Below are 19,382 nucleotides of genomic sequence, written 5' to 3'. Positions count from 1 at the left end.
AGGTACGCCCCGGTCCGGACGGACCGAATACGAACACATGATCGGGTCGAGGGAGCACGCTAGGCGCGACCGTCGCAACGCCGCAACACGCGTTTGAGCCGTCTCAGGGCCGTCTCAGCGCAGAGCGACGCGCACGAGCGGCTCGTAGCGCGCGGGCCCGCCCCCGAGGAGCGAGCGGTAGAGCGTCACGGCGACGCCGGCGAACGCGAGCGCCGGCGTGGCCGGGAGTGGTGCGCGCGTGAGCGCGGCGGCGGCCGCGGGCCTGCGCTCCCGCACCCGCGCGACCGTCACGTGCGGCAGGTAACGCCGCGGTTCGGGCGCGAACCAGCCGCCGGCCGTGAGCGCATCAGCGACGGCTGCCTGCACGGCGGCGAGCGCGCCGTCGCCGTCCTCCAGCGCGACCGTCAGCACGCGCGGGCGGCGCCGTGGGAGCCACAGCCCGTCGCCGAGCGCGAGGCCGCCGACGCCGACGTCGACGCCAGGGACGGGGGCGCCGCCGTGCGGCCCGGCCGCGCCGCCCACACTGCCGATCGCTCCCATCACCGCCTCCCCCACCGGCTCGACGGACGCGAGCGGGAGCGAGCCGAGGAAGCAGAGCGTGACGTGCAGCGCAGCGGGGTCGACGGCGCGCAGCCCGCCCTCGGCGGCGGCGAGCACCGGCGCACGCCAGGCGACGAGCGCGTCGCGGACCTCCGCGGGCAGGTCGAGCGCGACGAACAGCCGCGCGCTCGAACCGGCGGGCATCGGTTCAGGTGCGGGTGCGGGTACCGAGGATCCCCGGCACGTCCGGCGCGTCGGGCAGACCCAGCAGCAGCCGGCGGATCAGGTGCAGCGCGACCGTCGTGGTGCGGTCGCGCACGTCGGCGCGGTTTCCGGACAGGTTCAGTCTGCGCGTGATCCGCTCGCCCCCGTCGGCGAGCGCGACGCTGACGTAGACGAGGCCGACCGGCTTCTCCGGCGTGCCGCCTCCGGGGCCGGCGATCCCGGTCACGCCGACGCCGACGTCGGCGCCGAGGCGGTCCGCGGCGCCGTCGGCCAGCGCCTCGGCGACCTCCGGCGAGACGGCGCCGACGCGCTCGATCAGTTCAGGGGCTACGCCGGCGAGCGCCACCTTCGCCGCGTTGGCGTAGACGACGAGCCCGCCGAGCACGTAGGCGGACGATCCGGCACGGTCGGTCAGGCGCCCGGCGAGCAGCCCGCCGGTGCACGACTCGGCGGTCGCGATCGTTCGCGCGGGCGACGCCGAGGACCCGGTCAGCAGCGCCGCGACCTGCTCGTCGATCGTCGAGCCGTCCTCGGAGAACAGCAGCTGGCCGTGGCGCGCGCGCACGAACGCGGCGAGCGCGTCGTAGGCCGGCGCGTCCGCGGGCTCGAAGCGGGTCGCGATCTCGATCTCACCGCGCCGCAGGCAGGTCGTGATCTCCAGCGGCTCCAGCGACAGCCCTTCCCGCTCGGCGACCAGCAGCGTCTCGGCGATCTCGGACTCGGGCAGCCCGAACAGCCGCATGATCCGCCAGTCGAACGTCGTTGCGCCTTGCACGGCGGCGGTGAACGCGGCGGTGCCGCGCGCGGTCTCCCACATCGGCTGCAGCTCGCGCGGCGGGCCGGGCAGCACGACGACCGTCGGCCCCTCGGAGGCGGGCGGCACGACGAGTCCTGGCGCGGTCCCGACCGGCTCCAGGATCGTCGCGCCCACGGGGATCACCGCCTGCTTGCGATTGGAGCGCAGGACGGCCTCGGGGTCGAGGTCGGGCCAGCGCGCCAGCAGCGGCTTGAGGATGTCGGCGATGCGGCCGAACAGCGCCTCGTCGAGGGCCATCTCGCGGCCCTGGAAGCGTCCGACGACCTCGGCGGTGAGATCGTCGGCGGTCGGGCCGAGGCCGCCGCTGGTGACGATCAGGTCGACGCCCTCCTCGGCGAAGAAGCGAAGTGCCGCGTCGAGGTCCTGCGGGCGGTCGCCGGCGATCGTGATGAACGCCGCGTCGACGCCGATCTCGCGCAGCCGCTCCGACAGCCACGGGCCGTTGCGGTCGGAGATGATGCCGCTGAGGACCTCGGTCCCCGTCACGACGATGCCGGCGCGCGCGCTCACGTGCAGGTCGGCCGCTGCTCGGAGGGCAGCGGGGCGGCGCCTCTCGGGGTGATCGAGAAGCCGATCGCCTCCGAGGAGGCCGGCACGTCGACCGCGCTGCCGTTGGCTCTCATCTGCACGTTGCTGTTGCCGAGCGTCAGCCTCATCGCTCTCGCTCTTCTGACCGGGACCGCCTGCCCGGCGGTGAAGATCGTCCCGGGGATCAGCACGGTGCCGTCCTGGTCGACGAGGCAGACGTAGACCTCGCCGGTCGGTATCAGGCGCAGCCCCGCCTCGGTCCGCGCGGCCTGTCTTCTCGGCGGCGGCGTCTGCTGTCTTCTGCGCTGGCCGCCTCTTCTCTGCGGCGTCGTCTGCGTCGTTCTCGCGGCCGTGTCGCCGCCACCGTCGCCGTCGTCCCCGCCGAGCGTGCCGACGAGGTAGAGCGCGCCGACGAGGACCACGAGCAGGCCGACGGTTACCGCCCAGCGTGGGACCCCGCGCCCGCCTCCGCCCCCGCCGCGTGGCGAACCTCCGCGCCCGCCGCGGCCGCGATCGCGGCTGAGGCCGGGGCTGACGGCGCGCAGCTCGCTCTCGCTCGGGCGCTCGTAGCGGAGCTTGTACTCCTCCACGAGCGAGCGGGCGTCGATCCCGAGGTAGTCGGCATAGCCCCTGATGAAGCTCTTCGCGAACGTGGAGCCCGGCAGCAGCTGCCACTCCTCGTTCTCGATCGCGCGCAGATACTTCGCGCGGATCTTCGTCGCCTGCTCGACCTCGGTGATGTCGATGCGGGCGAGCATGCGCGCCTCGCGGAGAGTGGGGCCGATCTCGGGCATTGGCCCGCGAAGGCTATCGATACCGAGCCCGCGGCACTGGCGAAAAACGTGCAGGCGCGGGGCGGCGCCGAGTTGCGGCTATGCGGCCGGAGCGGCGGCGGCGAGGAACTCGAGCACGACGGCGTTGAAGAGCTCGGCTCCGTCGATGTTCGCGCCGTGCGCGGCACCCTCCAGCACGGTCAGTCTCGCGCCCGGGATCAGCGCCGCCAGCTCGCGCGACTTCCACACCGGCAGCAGCGCGTCGTGCTCGGCGCCGACGACGTGGACCGGCATCGTCAGCTGCGCCAGCCGGTCGCGCGTCTCGTGGCGCGAGGTCGCCAGCAGCTGCCGCACGAACGCGTCCGCCTCCTGCGGATGCGGGTTGTTCAGCAGCAGCTCGCGCAGGAACGCGAGCCCGTCGGCGTTCTCGTACGTCTGCTCGCTGAGCGTGAGCAGCAGCAGCTCGTCGACCCGCTCCTCGCGGCTCATCCCCAGCGCGCGCTTCGCCCACTGGTGGCCCTGCGCGCGCGCCCACGCGCCGCCGCCGGGGAAGGTGACGCAGAGCGTCAGCGTGCGCACTCGCTGCGGCGCGGCGAGCGCGACCTCCTGGGCGATCGCGCCGCCCATCGAGAAGCCGAGCAGGTGGAAGTCGTCGAGCCCGAGCGCGTCGGCGAGCGCGAGCGCGTCAGCCGCCATGTCGGTGACCTCGTAGTCGCCGCTCGCGCGCGAGGACTGGCCGACGTCGCGGTTGTCGAAGACGATCGTGCGGAACTGCTGGGACCAGACGGGCAGCTGGAGCGTCCAGCCGAGCGTGTCGACGCTCAGGCCGTGGACGCAGAGCAGCGGCTCGCCCTCGCCGTGGATCTCGTAGTAGAGGCGCTGTCCGTTGACGTCGACGTGCGGCATGGCCGCGAGTCTAGTCGCGGGGCTGGTCCAGCTCGCCGGTTCCCGGTGCGCTCGGCGTCGGCAGCGGGATCTGGTCGCCGGCCCGCTCGCCCTGCGCCGGTCCGGATCTCTCGCTCAGCGCCACGAGGATCCGCGGCACGTCGGACTCGGCTATCAGCACCTGGCGCGGCTTGGAGCCCTCGTAGCCGGAGATGATCCCGCGCCGTTCGAGCATGTCGATCAGCCGTCCGGCGCGCGTGTAACCGAGCCGCAGGCGGCGCTGGAGCATCGAGGTCGACGCGGTCCCCATCTGCGCGACGAGGCCGATCGCCTCCTCCAGCAGCGGATCCTCGTCGGGGTCGAAGCCGTCGTCGGCCGCTCCGCTGTCGCCGGAGCCGTCGTCCTCGCTCTCGACCTCCTCGAGCAGGTCGTCGCGCAGCTCCGGCTCGCCCTGTCTGCGCCACTGCTCGGTCAGGTCGGCGATCTGGTCCTCGTCGATGTAGGCGCCCTGGATCCGCTGGAGCTTCGACGAGCCGACCGGCGAGAACAGCATGTCGCCCTGGCCGAGCAGCGACTCGGCGCCGTTCTGGTCGAGGATCACGCGCGAGTCGGTCTGGGAGGACACGGCGAAGGCGATCCGCGAGGGAACGTTCGCCTTGATCATGCCGGTGATCACGTCGACGCGCGGCGACTGCGTCGCGAGCACGAGGTGGATGCCGACGGCGCGCGCCTTCTGCGCCAGGCGGATGATCGAGTCCTCGACGTCGGCGGGCGCGACCATCATCAGGTCGGCCAGCTCGTCGATCACGCAGAGGATGTACGGCAGTCTCGACTCGCCGCGCTCCAGCCGCCGTCTGTTCAGCTCCGGCAGCGAGCGCGTGCGCGCGAGCGACATGATCCCGTAGCGCTCCTCCATCTCCTTGACGAGGTTCTGGAGCGCGTTGGCGGCCTTGCGCGGGCTCGTGATGACCGGCGTCAGCAGGTGCGGGATCGACTCGTAGTGGTTCAGCTCGACCTGCTTGGGGTCGACCAGCACGAGCTTGACCTCGTGCGGGTCGGCATGCAGCAGGATGCTCGACAGCATCGCGTTGACGCAGCCGGACTTGCCCGCGCCGGTCGTGCCCGCGACGAGCAGGTGGGGCATCTTCGCGAGGTCGACGCCGATCGCGCGGCCGGCGACGTCCTTGCCGAGCCAGACGGTCAGCGGAGACCAGTCGGCTGGCGGCTCTTGGAAGACGTCGCCGAGATGGACGATGCGCCGCCTGGCGTTGGGGACCTCGACGCCGACGGCCTGCTTGCCGGGGATCGGCGCGAGGATGCGGACGTCGGTCGCGGCGAGCGCGTACGCGAGGTCGTCCTTCAGGTTGGCGACTCTGCCGACTCTGGTGCCGGGCGCGAGCCGCAGCTCGTAGCGCGTGATGTGCGGGCCGGCGACCATGCCGACGACTCTGGAGTCGATCCGGAAGTGCTCCAGCGCCTCGACCAGCTGTTGGGCGATTCTCTCCTGCCCGGCGGTGTCCGGGCGCGTCTGCTCCGGTGTCGAGCGCGTCAGGAAGCGGCCGGTCGGGATTCTCCAGACGAAGCCGGGGTCCTCGGTGATCGAGGCGCGGTAGCGGCCCTGCGGCGTCAGGTCGGCCGGATCGACGTCGATCGGCCCGGTGGTGACCCCGGGCTCGTCCGGCTCCTCCAGCTCCAGCTCGGGTATGTCGTCCGCTTCGGCTTCGGCGTCCGCCTCGTCAGCCAGGTCGGGTTCGAGGTCGAGCGGCGGCGGCGCGAACTCGGCTGTCTCGGGATCGTCGTCGCCGAGGTCGAGCGGGGCGAGCGGCGCCGGTGCGCCGGTGTCGTCGTCGCCGAACAGGTCGGGGTAGCGCTCGGCGCCGTCGAGCGACGGCGCCTCGACGTGGGTCGCGCGCACGACCATCCGCTCGTCGTCCAGCTCGGGCGGCGTCAGCGGCTCGGGCACATCGGCGAGCGCGTCGCCGTCGCCGTCGAGCGCCGCGGCGGCGATGACGGCGTCGTCGTCGGCGGGGACGATCGTCTTGCGTCTGCGCGCGGCTCTTCTCGGCGCGGGCTCTTCGACGGCGCTCCCGCCGCGGTTGGGCGCGAGTGTCGCGGCTCGCCGGCTGGTCTCGGCGACGCCCTGGCCGGCGGAGCGGAGCACGCTCGCGATCGTGACGCCGCTCAGCAGCACGAGCGCGGCGATGAAGAGGAAGACGGAGATGATGTGCGCGCCGACGTCGGAGAAGAGCGTCGAGGAGGCCCAGTAGAGCGTCTCGCCGATCGCGCCGCCGCGCTCCTTCAGCACGTCGCCGTCCCACATGTCGTTGCCCGGCCGTCCGCCGCCGCCGAGCCCGAACGTGCCGGCGGCGAGCGACAGCTCGACCGCGCCGAAGAGGCACCAGACGCCCGCGCGCAGCGGTCTCACGCTCGGGATCAGCGTGCGCGCGATCACCAGCAGCCCGCCGAGCACGAACGCGGCCGGCGCCGCATACGCGACGCGGCCGAACAGCAGCAGCAGACCGTCCTTGAGCGCGTCGCCGACCTGGCCGCCGGCCGAGCCGGCGTACATCACGAACGCGAGGAAGACGCCGAGCGCGGCGATGCCGAGGCCGAGCAGGTCGACCTGGTGGGGCGCGAGCTGGGGCAGTCCGAGGCGGGGCGCGGAGGAACGGCGCGCACGCGCGCGTCTGCGCGGGCGAGATCTCGATCTCGCAGGTCTACGGCGGCTGGTCGTGGCCATCTTCGGGTCGTGCTTCGACGCGTGCGCTCGCGACCCTCCCCCACTTGTCACCCCGGCACCCACTAACGAATGCCTAAAATCCCGGCACGTGCTGGCGTTTCCCCTTTACCATCGAACCTCATGAGCGACTACGCCCGCCCCGCCCGCGTCCTGGTCGTCGAGGACGACGACGAGATCGCCCAGGTTCTCCAGCGCTCGCTGCGCATGGAGGGCTACGACGTCCGCACCGCCGGCGACGGCGTCAGCGCGCTCGACGAGGCGCACTCGTTCCTGCCCGACCTCGTGATCCTCGACCTCGGGCTGCCGAAGCTCGACGGCATCGACGTCGCCAGAACGCTGCGCAGAGGCGACGACGTGCCGATCCTGATGCTGACCGCGCGCGACGCGCTCGAATCGCGCGTGGAGGGCCTCGACGCCGGTGCCGACGACTACCTCGTCAAGCCGTTCGAGCGCCAAGAGCTGCTCGCGCGGCTGCGCGCGCTGCTGCGGCGGCGCCCGCCGCGCGGCTCGGCGCCGCTCGTCGTCGGCGACCTGCGGCTCAACCCGGACACGCACGAGGTGCACCGCGGCGAGCGCTCGATCGAGCTGACGCAGCGCGAGTTCGAGCTGCTGGAGTACCTGATGCGCAACGAGCGGATCGTGATCTCCCGGCAGCGGCTGCTCGACGAGGTGTGGGGCTACGACCCCTTCTCCACGACGAACACGATCGAGGTGTTCGTCTCGAACCTGCGACGGAAGCTGGAAGCGGACGGTGAGCCTCGACTCCTCCATACGATCCGCGGCGCAGGCTACGTACTCCGCGTACCGTAGGGTCCCGACCCGCTGGCGGCTCGCCGGCGGCTCGGCGGCGCTGACGTTCGTGATCCTCTGCGGCTTCGCGATCATCGTCGGCTTTCTCACGACGCGACAGATCCGGATCCAGTTCAACGACTCGGTGCGGGCGTCGGCCGACTACGTGCAGCAGAACGCGAGAGTCGGGTTCGACGAGCAGACCGCCTCGCCGGACTGCGGCACGCTGCCGGACATCGCGAACGCGGACGGCGCGAAGGTCCGCGTGTACTGGGCCGCCTCGTTCGAGTCGAGCCCGTTCACGGAGATGTGCGCGTTCGGCGGCCGCAACCCGAGATCGCCGACGTTCACCGTCGAGGGCGGCAAGGAGCAGCACGGCTACCGCGTCGAGATCCGCCAGATCGCTGTCGGCCCGCAGTTCCAGGGACAGGCGCCGCTCGCCGGCATCGTGATCTACGCCCGGCCCGTCTCGGCGACGAAGGCGACCGTCGCGAAGGTGCGCTTCTTCCTCGTGCTCGGCGCGCTCGGCGGCACCGCGCTGGCGCTCGCGGCCGGACTGCTCGTCGCGCGCCGCGCGATGACGCCGATCGCCGAGCTGACCGCGAGCGCGCGCGAGATCGCGCGCACGCGCGATCCGAGTCGCCACCTCCCCCAGCCCGAGGCCGACGACGAGGTCGCCGAGCTGGCGCGCACGCTCGACGGGATGCTGGAGGCGCTCGACTCCGCGCGGACCGAGACGGAGGCGACGCTCGCGCGCCAGCGCGAGTTCGTCGCCGACGCCTCGCACGAGCTGCGCACGCCGCTGACCTCGGTGCTCGCGAACCTCGAGCTGCTGGAGGAGACGCTGCAGGGCGACCAGCGCGACGCGGCCGCCTCGGCGCTGCGCTCCTCGCGCCGGATGCGGCGGCTGGTCGCCGACCTGCTGCTGCTGGCACGTGCCGACGCCGGCCGTGTCGTCCCCCACCGTCCGACCGACCTGTCGGAGATCCTGCTCGACGTCGCATCCGAGCTGGAGCCGGTCACGGGCGACCACGAGCTGTCGGTCGAGGCCGACGGCGCGGCGGTCGTCTCCGGCGCCCGCGACGAGCTGCACCGGCTCGCGCTCAACCTGATCGAGAACGCGCTGCGCCACACGCCGCCGGGCACGCACGTGCACGCCTCGCTCGCGCACGACGGCGGCGACGTCGTCCTGACCGTCCGCGACGACGGACCGGGGATCCCGCTGGAGCTGCGCGAGCGGCTGTTCGAGCGCTTCGTGCGCGGGAACGGCGACGGCGGCGGCGGCTCGGGCCTCGGCCTCGCGATCGTGCGCGCGGTCGCGGTCTCCCACGGCGGCGACGTGACGGTCGACGCGCCGACTGGCGGCGGCGCACGCTTCACCGTCCGCCTGCCGGCAGCCGAGCAGGCGGCGCGCGACGAGGCACCGGCGGGCGCCTAGGCGCCGCGGGTGGACGGTCGCTCAGACCTCGACGACGACCGGCAGCACCATCGGGCGGCGCTTGAGACGGTCGTAGACGAACGCGGCGAGGTCGTCGTGGAGCTGCTGCTGGAGCAGGTCGACCTCGCGCACTCTGTCCTTGGCGGCGGCGTCGAGCGAGTCCTCGACGGCGCCGCGGATCTCCTCGATCAGCTCGTCGGCCTGCTCGAGGAACGGGACGCCGCGGAAGATCACCTCGGGCGGCGCGACGGAGGAGCCGTCCTGCTCGGAGATCGTCGCGACGACGATGAAGATGCCGTCGGCCGACAGCATCCGGCGGTCGCGCAGCGCGACGTCGGCCGGATCGCCGATGTCGACGCCGTCGACGAAGATCATCCCGGATTGGACCTTGTCGCCCCAGCGCGCGCCGCGCTCGTCGAGCTCCAGCGGCAGGCCGTTCTCGCCCTGGAAGATCGCGTCGGGGTCGATCCCGACCGACTCGGCCAGCTGCGCGTGCAGGTGGATCCGCTTGAAGTCGCCGTGCATCGGCAGCACGTATCTGGGCCGCGTCAGGTTGAGCATCAGCTTCAGCTCCTCCTGGTACCCGTGCCCGGAGGCGTGGACGGGCGCGTCGGCGGTCGTGATGACGTCGCAGCCGATGTGGTAGAGGCGGTCGATCGTCTCGTTGACGGCGCGCTCGTTGCCCGGGATCGGCGTGGCGGAGAAGACGACGCTGTCGCCCGCGTGCAATCTCACCTGGCGGTGGTCGTTGTGCGCCATGCGGCGCAGCGCCGACAACGGCTCGCCCTGGGAGCCGGTCGAGATGATCACGATCCGCTCGTCGGGGAACTGGTCGATCTCGCGCGGCTGGACGAGGATGCCGTCGGGCAGCTCGATGTGGCCCAGCGAACGGCCGATGTTGACGTTCTTGCGCATCGACCGGCCGACCAGCGCGACCTTGCGACCGAGCGCGGCCGCCGCGTCGACGACCTGCTGGACGCGGTGGATGTTCGACGCGAACGAGGTGACGATGATGCGGCCCTCGCAGCGGCTGAAGACCTCTTCGAGGTGCGGGCCGACGCCGGCCTCCGAGGGCGAGTAGCCCGGGCGGTCGGCGTTCGTCGAGTCGCCGCACAGCAGCAGCACGCCGTCACGGCCCAGCTCGGCGAGCCGCGACATGTCGGCCGGGCGGCCGTCGACCGGCGTCTGGTCGAACTTGTAGTCGCCGGTTATCAGGACGGTGCCGACGTCAGTCGTGATCGCGACGGCGTTCGAGTCCGGGATCGAGTGCGTCATGTGGATCAGCTCGATGTCGAACGGTCCGGCCTCGATCGTCTCGCCGTCCGGGACGTCCTCCAGCACGACGTCTCTGATGCGGTGCTCGTCGAGCTTCGAGCGCGCCATCGCCATCGCAAGCGGACCGCCGTAGACGGGCGGCGCGTCCTCGGTTCCCAGCTCGCGCAGGACCCACGGCAACGCGCCGAGATGGTCCTCGTGGCCGTGCGTGATGACGATCGCCTCGATGTCCTCGACGCGGTCCCTCAGGTACGTGAAGTCCGGCAGGACGAGGTCGATCCCCATCTGTTCGGCCGTCGGGAAGCGCAGGCCGGTGTCGACGACGACGATGCGGTCGTCGTACTCGACGACCGTCATGTTCTTCCCGATCTCGCCCAGGCCGCCGAGCGGCAGGACGCGAAGCGTTCCGCCGCTCACGCCGACGCCGTCGCAAGCAGGCCGAGGCGGTCGAGCGCGGCGCGCACGACGGCCAGCTCCTGCTCATCGGCCTCGACCAGCGGGAGCCGCAGTCCGCCGACGTTGTGGCCGAGCAGTCTCAGCGCCGCCTTGACCGGGATCGGATTGGTCGTCACGCCCATCGCGGCGTAGACCTCGTGCAGCTCGGCGTCCAGCTCGCGGCGGCGCGCCGGCTCGTCGACGAGGCGGCGCATCTGCGGGCCGACGACGTGGCTGGCGACGAGGATGCCGCCGGCGCCCCCCATCTCCAGCACGTCGCAGAGCATGTCGTCGTTGCCGGCGTAGATCTCGAGGCCGTCGACCGGCGCGAGGTTGTCGGGGTTCGCCTGCTTGACCGCGACGACGTTGTCGATCTGCGCCAGCTCGGCGAGCAGGTCGTTCGGCATGTCGGTGCCGGTGCGCGCGGGGATGTTGTAGACGACGATCGGCTTGTCGGTCGCCTTCGCGCACTCCTCGAAGTGGCGCACGATCCCGCGCCGGTTCGGCCGCACGTAGTACGGCGTCACGTGCAGGAGCGCGTCCGCGCCCAGCTCCGTCGCGCGCTCGGTCAGATGGACCGCGTGGCGCGTGTCGTTGGAGCCGACGCCGGCGACGATCGACGCGCGGCCCTTCATCGCCTCCACGCCCAGCTCGATGACGCGGAGATGCTCCGTGTCGGTGAGCGTCGCGGTCTCGCCGGTGGTCCCGCAGAGGACCAACCCGTCCGAGCCGTGCGCGACGAGGTGGTTCATGAGTGCGACGGTGGCGTCCTCGTCGACACGCAGCTGCGCGTCGAACGGCGTGACCATCGCAGTGAGAATTGCTCCCAGCCCTGACATCCGCCGAGCATTATCGCAATCCGCGGCGCGCGGCGCGCGCTCCATGCCCGGACGCGGTCAGGATCTCAGTGCGTCGGTGAAGCGGCGCGGCACCCGCGGGGCCCCGATCCGCCCCTCCTCCCATAGCGAGATCACGACCAGTTCGCCGTCGCCGCGGTCGCGCCGGCAGACGAACAGGAGGTCGCGATCGACGAGGTCGCGGACGTAGACCGAGCCGCGGGCGCCCGTGGCACCTCTCGGCGGCGTCTCGCTCCAGCGGCCCGCCGCCCACGCCCTGCTGACGCGTCCCGCGATCTCCGGTCTCGGGTCGAGCGCCCCGGAGCGCGACGCGACGCGCTGGCGGAAGCGCTCGACGGCGTGGTCGGTGACGGCGACGAGGATGCCCACCCGGATGACGGTAGCGGCGCTGCGCGGCAGAGGCCGCTACGGGGACTCCGCTACCACGTGCGCCACGGGGACTCCGGTGGCGCGCTCCAGCGCGCGCGGGACGCCGCGCTCCAGCCAGCCCGAGCGGCCGGGCGGGAAGGTGCTGAGGACGATCTCGTCGTACTCGACCGGGTCCCACACCTGTCTGACGGCGAGCAGCGGATCGGGGTCGCCGAGCTGACCGGCGACGTCGAGTCCGTCGGCGCGCAGCCGCTCGACCGCGACGAGCAGCCGCTCGCGGTGGCCGGCGGCGCCGTCCTCGGACGCCGGCAGCAGCAGCGTGAACTCGGCCGGGCCGCGCGCGGCGCGTGCGTGCAGCGCTGCCCGCAGCGCGCCCGAGACGACGGTCAGGCCGGCGAGCACGAGCACGTGCTTGGTTGGGTCCGCCATTGCGCAGCTTTCCCCGTTCGACGTTCGACTGAGAAGTCGAAGATAGCCGGCCGTGCAGCGCGGCGCCAGGCGCTAGAGCAGGTGCTCGAGCCCGACGACCGGCGACTGCTCCAGGCCGGCGACTCTGCGCACGGCGAGCAGCACGCCGGGCATGAACGACAGGCGGTCGATCGAGTCGTGGCGGATCGTCAGCGTCTGGCCGAGCGCGCCGAAGATCACTTCCTGGTGGGCGACCAGGCCGGGCAGCCGGATCGAGTGGATCGGCGGCGCCTCTCCCCCGGTCGCCTGCGCCATCAGCTGCGCCGTGTGCGCCGCGGTTCCGCTCGGCTTGTCGAGCTTTCTGTCGTGGTGCAGCTCGACGATCTCGGCCTTGTCCATGTACTTCGCCGCCTCGGCGGCGAACTTCGTCATCAGCACGGCGCCGATCGCGAAGTTCGGACCGAAGAAGACGTTCGCGCCGGTTGCCGTCCGGAGCGGCTCGATGTCGAAGCCGGACGTCCCGATCACGACGTGGACGCCGGCCGCGACGCACTCCAGCGCGTTGGGAAGCGCCGTGTCGGGCCGCGTGAAGTCGACCACGACGTCGGCGTCCGGCAGCACCTCCGCGAGCGTCGTGCCGAGCGCCGGGTCGGCGCGGCCGGTCAGCTCCATGTCCTCGGCGCCGTCGACGGCGTCGCAGACGGTGGCTCCCATGCGGCCGGCGGCACCGGCGACGGCGACTCGAATCACTGCTCTATGCCTCCACGGCGGTAGAAGAGAGCGGCCCCAGCGCCGCTCTGAAGACGTCCTCGTCGGGACCGATGCCGGCCGTCGACAGCTGCTCAGGGGCGAACAGCTCCTCCGCCAGCTGCGCGACCGCGTCGAGCGAGACGGCGTCGATCTGCTCGACGACCTCGTCGACCGACAGCAGCGGCACGTCGCTCAGCAGCGCCGAGCCGAGCCGGTTCATGCGCGAGCCGGTCGATTCGAGCGACAGCACGACACGGCCCTTCAGGTTCTCCTTCGCGCGCGCCAGCTCGTCGGCGGTCGCCGGCTCACGGCGCAGCCGCTCCAGCTCCTGCGCGACGACCTCGAGCGCCGGAGCCAGGTTGTCGCTGCGCGTCCCGACGTAGAGGCCGATCTGGCCCGTGTCGGCGAACTGCCCGGTGAACGAGTAGACGGCGTAGGCGAGCCCGCGCTTCTCGCGCACCTCCTGGAACAGCCGCGAGGACGACGTCCCGCCGAAGATCGTGTCGAGCACGCGCAGCGCGAAGCGCCGCTCATCGTCGCGCGCGATCCCCGTCCCGCCGAGGCAGACGTGGTACTGCTCGGTGTCCTTGCGCTCGAAGCGCACGCGCGGCGCGTGCTGCGCCGGCGCCGGCAGCGGCTGCGGCGCGTCCGCGCTGCGGCCGCCGTTGGGGACGCGCGTCGCGGCCAGCTCGACGAGCTGGTCGTGGTCGACGGCGCCCGCCGCGGCGAGCACGACGTTCGACGCGACGTAGCGGGAGTCGTGGAACGCCTTGATCGCGTCGACCGGCGTGCCGGCGACGACGTCGGCGCTGCCGATGATCGAGCGGCCGAGCGGGTGGTCGCCGAAGACGGCCTGGCCGAGCACGTCGAAGACCTTGTCCTGCGGGTCGTCCTCGTACATCGCGATCTCTTCGAGGATCACCTCGCGCTCGCTGTCGACGTCCTCGAACGCGGGTCTGAAGACCATGTCGCTCATCACGTCGAACGCGAGGTCGAGGTGCTCGTCGATCACGCGCGAGTAGACGGAGGTCGTCTCCTTGCCCGTGCCGGCGTTCAGCTCCGCGCCCATGCCGTCGAAGATCTGGTCGATCTCGAGCGACTGATATCTGCTGCTGCCCTTGAACAGCAGGTGCTCGATCAGGTGCGAGAGCCCCGCCTGCGCGTCGGTCTCGCCCCGCGAGCCGGTGCCGATCCAGTACCCGAGCGAGACGGACCGGACGGAGGGCATGCCCTCCGTCACGATCCGCACGCCTGAGTCCAGCTCGGTGATCCGGTGGTCGGTCATCCGTTTACGACCGCGAGTTCCCGCCGGCGCAGCGGCGACCGGGCGCCGCCGTGGAACTCGCAATGCGAAGCACTAGCTGCGGTCGGGATCGCGGTCACGGCCGCCGCGGCCGCCACGGCCACCGCCGCCCGGACGGTCGTCACGCCGGCCGCCTCGGTCTCCGCCGCCGCGACGCGCGCCGCGGTCGGGGCGTCCGCCGCGGTCGCCGCCACCGCCGCCGTTGCCGGCACTGATCGCGGCCAGCTCCTCGACGGTCTTGCCGGCGATGTCCGGGTCCTCGGCGAGGCGCAGGCCGATGCGGCCGCGCTCGCGGTCGACCTCGACCACGCGCACGTCGATCTCGTCACCCTTGTTGATGACTTCCTCGACGGTGTCGACGCGTCTCCCCGGGGAGATGTTCGAGATGTGGAGGAGGCCGTCGGTGCCCTTCGCCAGCTCGACGAAGGCGCCGAACGTCGTCGTCTTGACGACTCTGCCCTTGAACGCGTCGCCGATCTCGACTTCCTTGGTCATCGAGCGGATGCGGTCTGCGAGGGCGTCGCCCAGCTCGCCGTTCTGCGCGTAGATGAGGACCTGGCCCTCGTCGTTGACGTCGATCTGCGCCTCGAACTCCTCGCAGAGGCCGCGGATCGTCTCGCCGCCCTTGCCGATCAGCAGGCCGATCTTCTCCGGGTCGATCTGGACCGTGGAGATGCGCGGCGCCCACTTCGACAGCTCCTCGCGCGGCTTCGCGAGCGCGGTCGCCATCTTGCCGAGGATGAACTCGCGGCCTTCCTTCGCCTGCGCGAGCGCGTCGCGGAGGATGTCGAAGGTCACGCCCGTGATCTTGATGTCCATCTGGAGGGCGGTGATGCCCTCCGAGGTGCCGGCGACCTTGAAGTCCATGTCGCCGAGGTGGTCCTCGATGCCGGCGATGTCAGAGAGCACGATGTAGTCGTCACCCTCCTTGATCAGGCCCATCGCGATGCCGGCGACCGGCCGCTTGAGCGGCACGCCCGCGTCCATCAGCGACAGCGACGATCCGCAGACTGACGCCATCGAGGAGGAGCCGTTGGACTCGAGGATGTCGGAGACGACGCGGATCGCGTACGGGAACTCCTCCGTGCTCGGGACCATCGGCACGAGCGCGCGCTCGGCGAGCGCGCCGTGGCCGATGTCACGGCGCTTGGGGCCGCGCATGAAGCCGGCCTCGCCGACCGAGAACGGCGGGAAGTTGTAGTGGTGGAAGTAGTACTTTCTGGTTTCCAGACCGAGCGTGTCGAGGCGCATCTCCTCGCGCGTCGTGCCCAGCGAGGCGGTCGAGAGCGCCTGCGTCTGGCCGCGCGTGAAGAGCGCGGAGCCGTGCGTGCGCGGCGTGACGCCGACCTCGATCGTGATCGGACGGATCTCGTCCGCTCTGCGGCCGTCGGGACGCTTCTTCTTGATCGCGATCCGCTCGCGGATCAGCGACTTCTCGAGCTTGTCGAACGCGAGCTGCACCTTGGCGCGCGTCTCGGCGTCGTCCTCGTCGGCGGCGTATCTCGCGAACACCTCGGCCTCGACGGCCTTCGTCGCGTCCTGGCGCTCGAGCTTGTCGACGACGGCGGTCGCTCTGTCGAGCTTTCTGCCGTGAGATCTCGTGAGCTGTCTCAGCAGTCTCTCGTCGACCTGCGGGACCTCGACCTCGGTCTTCGGCTTGCCGGCCTTTCTGGCCAGCTCCCACTGAAGTCTGCAGAGCTTCTTGATCGCGTCGTGCGCGATGTCGAGCGCGTCGAGGATCTCCGCCTCGGGGATCTCGTTGGCGCCGGCCTCGACCATCAGGATGGCCTCTTCGGTGCCCGCGACGATGAGGTCGAGATCGGTGTTCTCGAGCAGGTCCTCCTCGTTCGGGTTGACGACGAAGTTGCCGTCGACCTTGCCGATGCGGACCGAGCCGACCGGGGTCGGGAACGGGATGTCGGAGATCATCAGCGCGGCGGACGCGCCGTTCATCGCGAGCACGTCGTACGGGTGCTCGTGGTCGACCGAGAGCGTCAGCGTGACGAGCTGCGTCTCACGGCGCCAGCCCTTCGGGAAGAGCGGGCGAATCGGGCGGTCGACCATGCGGGCGGTCAGCGTCGCCTTCTCGCCGGCACGACCCTCGCGCTTGAAGAACGAGCCGGGGATCTTGCCCGCGGCGTACATGCGCTCCTCGACGTCGACCGTCAGAGGAAGGAAGTCGACGTCGCGGAGGTTGCCCGCGGTCGCGGTCGAGAGGACCATCGTGTCGCCCGAGCGGACGACGACGGCGCCGGAGGCCTGCTTGGCCATGCGGCCGGTCTCGAAGGAGATCTCCTTGCCGCCGATCTCCACGGAAAGACGCGTGACAGCGTCAGACATATGGGTGTTTCCCTTCTGCTCCGCCCGTCGGTCGGCGGAGTGCGTTTCGTCTTTTCTGTATCCGAACCCGGTAATCGTAGCGATCCCGCTGCAAAAGTCCTGCGTATCCGTTGCATGACGGTGCACGTCCTGACACGCGTCCAACGTCTTTCCGGCGCACCGGACGACGTCTTCCGCTTCTTCGGCGAGGCGCGCAACCTCGAGGCGATCACGCCGCCGTTCCTCAGCTTCCGCGTGCTGACGCCGGACCCGATCGCGATGCGGCCGGGAGCGCTGATCGACTACCGCCTGCGCCTGCACGGCGTCCCGCTGCGCTGGCGGACGCGGATCGAGACGTGGGAGCCGGGCGTGCGCTTCGTCGACGCGCAGGTCCGCGGCCCCTACGCGCTGTGGCATCACACGCACGAGTTCGCGCGCGATCCCGCCGATCCGGCGGGCACGGTGATGCGCGACACCGTCCGCTACGCGCTCCCGCTCGGGCAGCTCGGCGAGCTGGCGCGGCGCGCGTTCGTCGCACGCGACCTCGCGCGGATCTTCGACTTCCGCGCGCAGGCGGTCGCGGGGTTGGTGCGTCGTCCTGGGTTGTGGTCGCATAGCGACACCAATCCAGGACGACCTCCCTAGCGCAGGCGCGCGATCAGCTCGTCGCTCGGCAGGCCCGGGTGGGCGACGCCGTCGAGGAACAGCGTCGGCGTCGTGACGACGCCGGCGCGCATGCCGCTGAGGAAGTCGTGCTTGACGCGTGCGGCGACGGCGTCGGAGCGGCGGTCGGCGTCGAAGCGGTCGACGTCGAGCCCCAGCTGCTCGGCCCGCGCCCACAGGTGCGGGTCCTCCAGCCGCCCCTGGTCGGCGAACAGCAGCGCGTGCATCTCCCAGAAGCGACCCTGGAGCCCCGCCGCCTCCGCCGCGCACGACGCCGCCCACGCCCGCGGATGCTTCGACTTGACGGGGAAGTGGCGGAAGACGCGCTGCGCGCTCGCCTGCACCAGGCGCGCTTCGAGCACCGCGCAGTACGGGCACTCGTAGTCGGCGTAGACGATCGCGAGCGGCCGCTCGCGCGGCCCGCTGCGGTGGTCGTCCGGGGCCACGGGCGGAAGCGGCGCACTGCCAAGCCCTGGCTTGGCCTCGCCGCGCCTGACTTTGTCCTCGGTCCCTCGTGGGCTGGAGCCCACGTCGGTCTCTGCGTCCTTGTCAGCCACGACGATGCCGGCGCCAGCCAGCGGACGCAGCCCGCGGGCTACGCGGCGAGGCCGTCGAAGATCAGGTTGGCGCCGGGCAGGTCGCCGGGCGACGGCGCCTGGTAGCTCCACTTGACCGTGCCCTCGGGATCGACGATCACGAGCGCACGCTGCGGGAAGCCGCCCTCGTGCAGGACGCCGAACGCGGTGCAGGCGGCGCCCTTCGGCTCGAAGTCGGAGAGCTGCTCGATCGTCACGCCGAGCTTCTCGCGGAACGCTCTCTGCGCCCACGACGAGTCGCAGGAGACGCCGTACAGCGTGGCGCCCTGCGCGGAGAACTGGTCCAGCACCTCTTCATAGAGGTTGAGCTGGTCGGTGCAGACCGGGCTGAACGCGAAGGGATAGAAGACCAGGACGGTCGTCTTGCCCTTGAGGTCGTCCTGCGTGAACGACGCCCCGTCCTCACGCTTGAGCGTGAAGGCCGGCACGGGCGTGCCCGGCTGCAGCACGCTCACTTGCGGAGTCCGAGCTCTCTCACGAGCGCGCGGTACCCGTCGAGGTCCTTGCGCTGCAGGTAGTTGAGGAAACGGCGACGGCGGCCGACGAGCATGAGCAGGCCGCGCCGCGAGTGGTGGTCCTTCTTGTGGGTGCGCAGATGCTCGGTGAGATCGTTGATCCGCTCGGTCAGCATGGCGATCTGGACCTCGGCTGCGCCGGTGTCGTTCTCGCCCTTGCCGAACTTCGCGATCAGCTCTTGCTTGCGCTCGCTGGTAAGGGTCGTCATCGGCCGGGCAGCGTAGCAGAATCGCCTGCGCAGACCGTCCGCGCCGCGGCGACGTCGCGGTGCATCTGCTCGATCAGCTGCTCGGCCGAGTCGAACCGCTGCTCGCCCCGCAGCCGCCTCAGGAACTCGACCGTGAGCTGCTTGTCGTAGAGGTCGCCGTCGAAGTCGACGACGAACGCCTCGATCAGCACGCCGAGGCCGGTCTCGAACGTCGGGCGGACGCCGACGTTGGTCGCGCCGCAGTACGTCTTGCCCCCTCCCTCCCACGTCACGCGCGTCGCGTAGACGCCGTGGCCGGGGCAGACCAGCTCGGGGTCGGGCTCGAGGTTCGCGGTCGGGAAGCCCAGCTCGCGACCGCGCTTCTCGCCGTGCGCGACGGTTCCGCGTATGCGGAACGACCCGCCGAGGAAGCGGCTCGCGTGCTCGACCTCGCCTGCGAGCACGAGGCCGCGCACGTGCGAGGAGGAGATGATCTCGCCCTCGATCTCGACGAGCGGGACGACGCGCGCCTCGAAGCGCCGGTCCGCGCGCAGCAGCGCGGTGTCGCCCTTGGCGCCGTGGCCGAAGCGGAAGTTCTCGCCGACGGAGACGTGCGTCGCGCCGAGCTTCGCGAGCAGGACGTCGTCGATGAACGCCTGCGCGCTCTGATGCGCGAACGCGTCGTCGAACGGCACGACGATCAGCTCCTCGACGCCGAGGCCGGCGATCAGCTCGGCCTTCAGCTCCAGGCTCGTGAGGAGCTTCGGGGCGGCCTCCGGGCGCACGACCGCGAGCGGGTGCGGCTCGAACGTCAGGACGGTGTCGCTCCCCGCGATCACGGCGCGGTGACCGAGGTGGACCCCGTCGAACTCGCCGACGGCGACGCGCCGGGGCCGCGGCGCGACGTCGGACAGCCAGGTGATCTGCATGGCGCGGAAGAGTAGATGAGCGACCGCCCCGGGGCGCCTC

General features: G+C 71.6%; 19 protein-coding genes. 3 read left to right on the top strand and 16 right to left on the bottom strand.

The features are described 5' to 3' along the window. Positions 1-114 precede the first annotated feature (114 nt). The 5 genes from CWOE_RS30805 to CWOE_RS16180 form a co-directional block, all read right to left on the bottom strand. Positions 115-744, bottom strand: coding sequence for a 2'-5' RNA ligase family protein (locus CWOE_RS30805; protein WP_012934714.1), 630 nt, complete (start codon positions 742-744; stop codon positions 115-117). A gap of 4 nt (positions 745-748) precedes the next feature. After that, the gene (locus CWOE_RS16195; RefSeq protein WP_012934713.1) at positions 749-2,092 is read right to left on the bottom strand and encodes a competence/damage-inducible protein A; all 1,344 of its coding nucleotides are present in this window, start codon (positions 2,090-2,092) and stop codon (positions 749-751) included. Beyond that, positions 2,089-2,904, bottom strand: a complete 816-nt coding sequence (locus CWOE_RS16190) for a helix-turn-helix domain-containing protein (protein ID WP_012934712.1) — start codon at positions 2,902-2,904, stop codon at positions 2,089-2,091. The genes CWOE_RS16195 and CWOE_RS16190 overlap by 4 nt, the downstream gene beginning before the upstream one ends. A gap of 78 nt (positions 2,905-2,982) precedes the next feature. Continuing rightward, the gene (locus CWOE_RS16185) at positions 2,983-3,789 is read right to left on the bottom strand and encodes an alpha/beta fold hydrolase (protein WP_012934711.1); all 807 of its coding nucleotides are present in this window, start codon (positions 3,787-3,789) and stop codon (positions 2,983-2,985) included. A 10-nt stretch (positions 3,790-3,799) separates the two neighbouring features. Beyond that, complete coding sequence (locus CWOE_RS16180; RefSeq protein WP_012934710.1) at positions 3,800-6,508, bottom strand: FtsK/SpoIIIE family DNA translocase; 2,709 nt, start codon at positions 6,506-6,508, stop codon at positions 3,800-3,802. Positions 6,509-6,628: 120 nt separating this feature from the next. Between CWOE_RS16180 and CWOE_RS16175 the strand changes: the two genes are divergently transcribed. Both CWOE_RS16175 and CWOE_RS16170 read left to right on the top strand, forming a co-directional pair. Then, positions 6,629-7,318 (top strand): response regulator transcription factor, encoded by a 690-nt coding sequence (locus CWOE_RS16175; protein ID WP_012934709.1) that lies wholly within the window; start codon positions 6,629-6,631, stop codon positions 7,316-7,318. Next, positions 7,260-8,735 (top strand): sensor histidine kinase, encoded by a 1,476-nt coding sequence (locus CWOE_RS16170; protein WP_012934708.1) that lies wholly within the window; start codon positions 7,260-7,262, stop codon positions 8,733-8,735. The genes CWOE_RS16175 and CWOE_RS16170 overlap by 59 nt, the downstream gene beginning before the upstream one ends. Before the next feature lie 21 nt (positions 8,736-8,756). Here the strand turns inward: CWOE_RS16170 and CWOE_RS16165 are convergent, their stop codons facing one another. The 7 genes from CWOE_RS16165 to CWOE_RS16135 all read right to left on the bottom strand — a co-directional run bounded on the left by CWOE_RS16165 (position 8,757) and on the right by CWOE_RS16135 (position 16,472). Then, complete coding sequence (locus tag CWOE_RS16165; protein ID WP_012934707.1) at positions 8,757-10,427, bottom strand: ribonuclease J; 1,671 nt, start codon at positions 10,425-10,427, stop codon at positions 8,757-8,759. Continuing rightward, positions 10,424-11,284, bottom strand: coding sequence for a 4-hydroxy-tetrahydrodipicolinate synthase (gene dapA, locus CWOE_RS16160; RefSeq protein ID WP_012934706.1), 861 nt, complete (start codon positions 11,282-11,284; stop codon positions 10,424-10,426). Before dapA ends, CWOE_RS16165 begins: the two co-directional genes overlap by 4 nt. Before the next feature lie 57 nt (positions 11,285-11,341). Beyond that, positions 11,342-11,671, bottom strand: coding sequence for a hypothetical protein (locus CWOE_RS16155; RefSeq protein WP_012934705.1), 330 nt, complete (start codon positions 11,669-11,671; stop codon positions 11,342-11,344). Positions 11,672-11,707: 36 nt separating this feature from the next. Beyond that, the gene (locus CWOE_RS30800) at positions 11,708-12,100 is read right to left on the bottom strand and encodes a hypothetical protein (protein WP_012934704.1); all 393 of its coding nucleotides are present in this window, start codon (positions 12,098-12,100) and stop codon (positions 11,708-11,710) included. 72 nt (positions 12,101-12,172) lie between these two features. After that, on the bottom strand, positions 12,173-12,829 hold the full coding sequence (locus CWOE_RS16145; RefSeq protein WP_012934703.1) for a 4-hydroxy-tetrahydrodipicolinate reductase: 657 nt from the start codon (positions 12,827-12,829) through the stop codon (positions 12,173-12,175). Between the two features lie 4 nt (positions 12,830-12,833). Then, positions 12,834-14,114: a M16 family metallopeptidase gene (locus CWOE_RS16140; protein ID WP_012934702.1), complete on the bottom strand. Its 1,281-nt coding sequence runs from the start codon at positions 14,112-14,114 to the stop codon at positions 12,834-12,836. 72 nt (positions 14,115-14,186) lie between these two features. Then, on the bottom strand, positions 14,187-16,472 hold the full coding sequence (locus CWOE_RS16135; RefSeq protein ID WP_012934701.1) for a polyribonucleotide nucleotidyltransferase: 2,286 nt from the start codon (positions 16,470-16,472) through the stop codon (positions 14,187-14,189). Between the two features lie 114 nt (positions 16,473-16,586). On the opposite strand from CWOE_RS16135, the gene CWOE_RS16130 reads away from it, so the two are divergent. Continuing rightward, positions 16,587-17,096 carry an SRPBCC family protein gene (locus CWOE_RS16130; protein ID WP_012934700.1) on the top strand — a complete coding sequence of 170 codons (510 nt, stop codon included), beginning with the start codon at positions 16,587-16,589 and terminating at the stop codon, positions 17,094-17,096. Here the strand turns inward: CWOE_RS16130 and CWOE_RS16125 are convergent. The 4 genes from CWOE_RS16125 to CWOE_RS16110 all read right to left on the bottom strand — a co-directional run bounded on the left by CWOE_RS16125 (position 17,093) and on the right by CWOE_RS16110 (position 19,342). Continuing rightward, a complete protein-coding gene (locus CWOE_RS16125) occupies positions 17,093-17,560 on the bottom strand; it encodes a DsbA family protein (RefSeq protein WP_012934699.1) in 468 nt (155 codons plus the stop codon). The genes CWOE_RS16130 and CWOE_RS16125 overlap by 4 nt on opposite strands. Before the next feature lie 149 nt (positions 17,561-17,709). After that, complete coding sequence (locus tag CWOE_RS16120; RefSeq protein ID WP_012934698.1) at positions 17,710-18,165, bottom strand: redoxin domain-containing protein; 456 nt, start codon at positions 18,163-18,165, stop codon at positions 17,710-17,712. After that, positions 18,162-18,434 carry a 30S ribosomal protein S15 gene (rpsO, locus tag CWOE_RS16115; RefSeq protein WP_012934697.1) on the bottom strand — a complete coding sequence of 91 codons (273 nt, stop codon included), beginning with the start codon at positions 18,432-18,434 and terminating at the stop codon, positions 18,162-18,164. Before rpsO ends, CWOE_RS16120 begins: the two co-directional genes overlap by 4 nt. Continuing rightward, positions 18,431-19,342, bottom strand: a complete 912-nt coding sequence (locus tag CWOE_RS16110; RefSeq protein ID WP_012934696.1) for a bifunctional riboflavin kinase/FAD synthetase — start codon at positions 19,340-19,342, stop codon at positions 18,431-18,433. Before CWOE_RS16110 ends, rpsO begins: the two co-directional genes overlap by 4 nt. Positions 19,343-19,382 lie beyond the last annotated feature (40 nt).

The organism is Conexibacter woesei DSM 14684 (assembly GCF_000025265.1).
GTDB classification, from domain to species: domain Bacteria; phylum Actinomycetota; class Thermoleophilia; order Solirubrobacterales; family Solirubrobacteraceae; genus Conexibacter; species Conexibacter woesei.
This window is presented reverse-complemented; position numbering and strand designations above follow the sequence as displayed.

What these genes read in the sequence shown, in the direction of transcription:
- CWOE_RS30805 (WP_012934714.1), bottom strand. Translation starts at nt 744, where the DNA reads ATGCCCGCCGGTTCGAGCGCGCGGCTGTTCGTCGCGCTCGACCTGCCC.
- CWOE_RS16190 (WP_012934712.1), bottom strand. Translation starts at nt 2,904, where the DNA reads ATGCCCGAGATCGGCCCCACTCTCCGCGAGGCGCGCATGCTCGCCCGC.
- CWOE_RS16185 (WP_012934711.1), bottom strand. Translation starts at nt 3,789, where the DNA reads ATGCCGCACGTCGACGTCAACGGACAGCGCCTCTACTACGAGATCCAC.
- CWOE_RS16180 (WP_012934710.1), bottom strand. Translation starts at nt 6,508, where the DNA reads ATGGCCACGACCAGCCGCCGTAGACCTGCGAGATCGAGATCTCGCCCG.
- CWOE_RS16175 (WP_012934709.1), top strand. Translation starts at nt 6,629, where the DNA reads ATGAGCGACTACGCCCGCCCCGCCCGCGTCCTGGTCGTCGAGGACGAC.
- dapA (WP_012934706.1), bottom strand. Translation starts at nt 11,284, where the DNA reads ATGTCAGGGCTGGGAGCAATTCTCACTGCGATGGTCACGCCGTTCGAC.
- CWOE_RS30800 (WP_012934704.1), bottom strand. Translation starts at nt 12,100, where the DNA reads ATGGCGGACCCAACCAAGCACGTGCTCGTGCTCGCCGGCCTGACCGTC.
- CWOE_RS16140 (WP_012934702.1), bottom strand. Translation starts at nt 14,114, where the DNA reads ATGACCGACCACCGGATCACCGAGCTGGACTCAGGCGTGCGGATCGTG.
- CWOE_RS16135 (WP_012934701.1), bottom strand. Translation starts at nt 16,472, where the DNA reads ATGTCTGACGCTGTCACGCGTCTTTCCGTGGAGATCGGCGGCAAGGAG.
- CWOE_RS16130 (WP_012934700.1), top strand. Translation starts at nt 16,587, where the DNA reads ATGACGGTGCACGTCCTGACACGCGTCCAACGTCTTTCCGGCGCACCG.
- rpsO (WP_012934697.1), bottom strand. Translation starts at nt 18,434, where the DNA reads ATGACGACCCTTACCAGCGAGCGCAAGCAAGAGCTGATCGCGAAGTTC.
- CWOE_RS16110 (WP_012934696.1), bottom strand. Translation starts at nt 19,342, where the DNA reads ATGCAGATCACCTGGCTGTCCGACGTCGCGCCGCGGCCCCGGCGCGTC.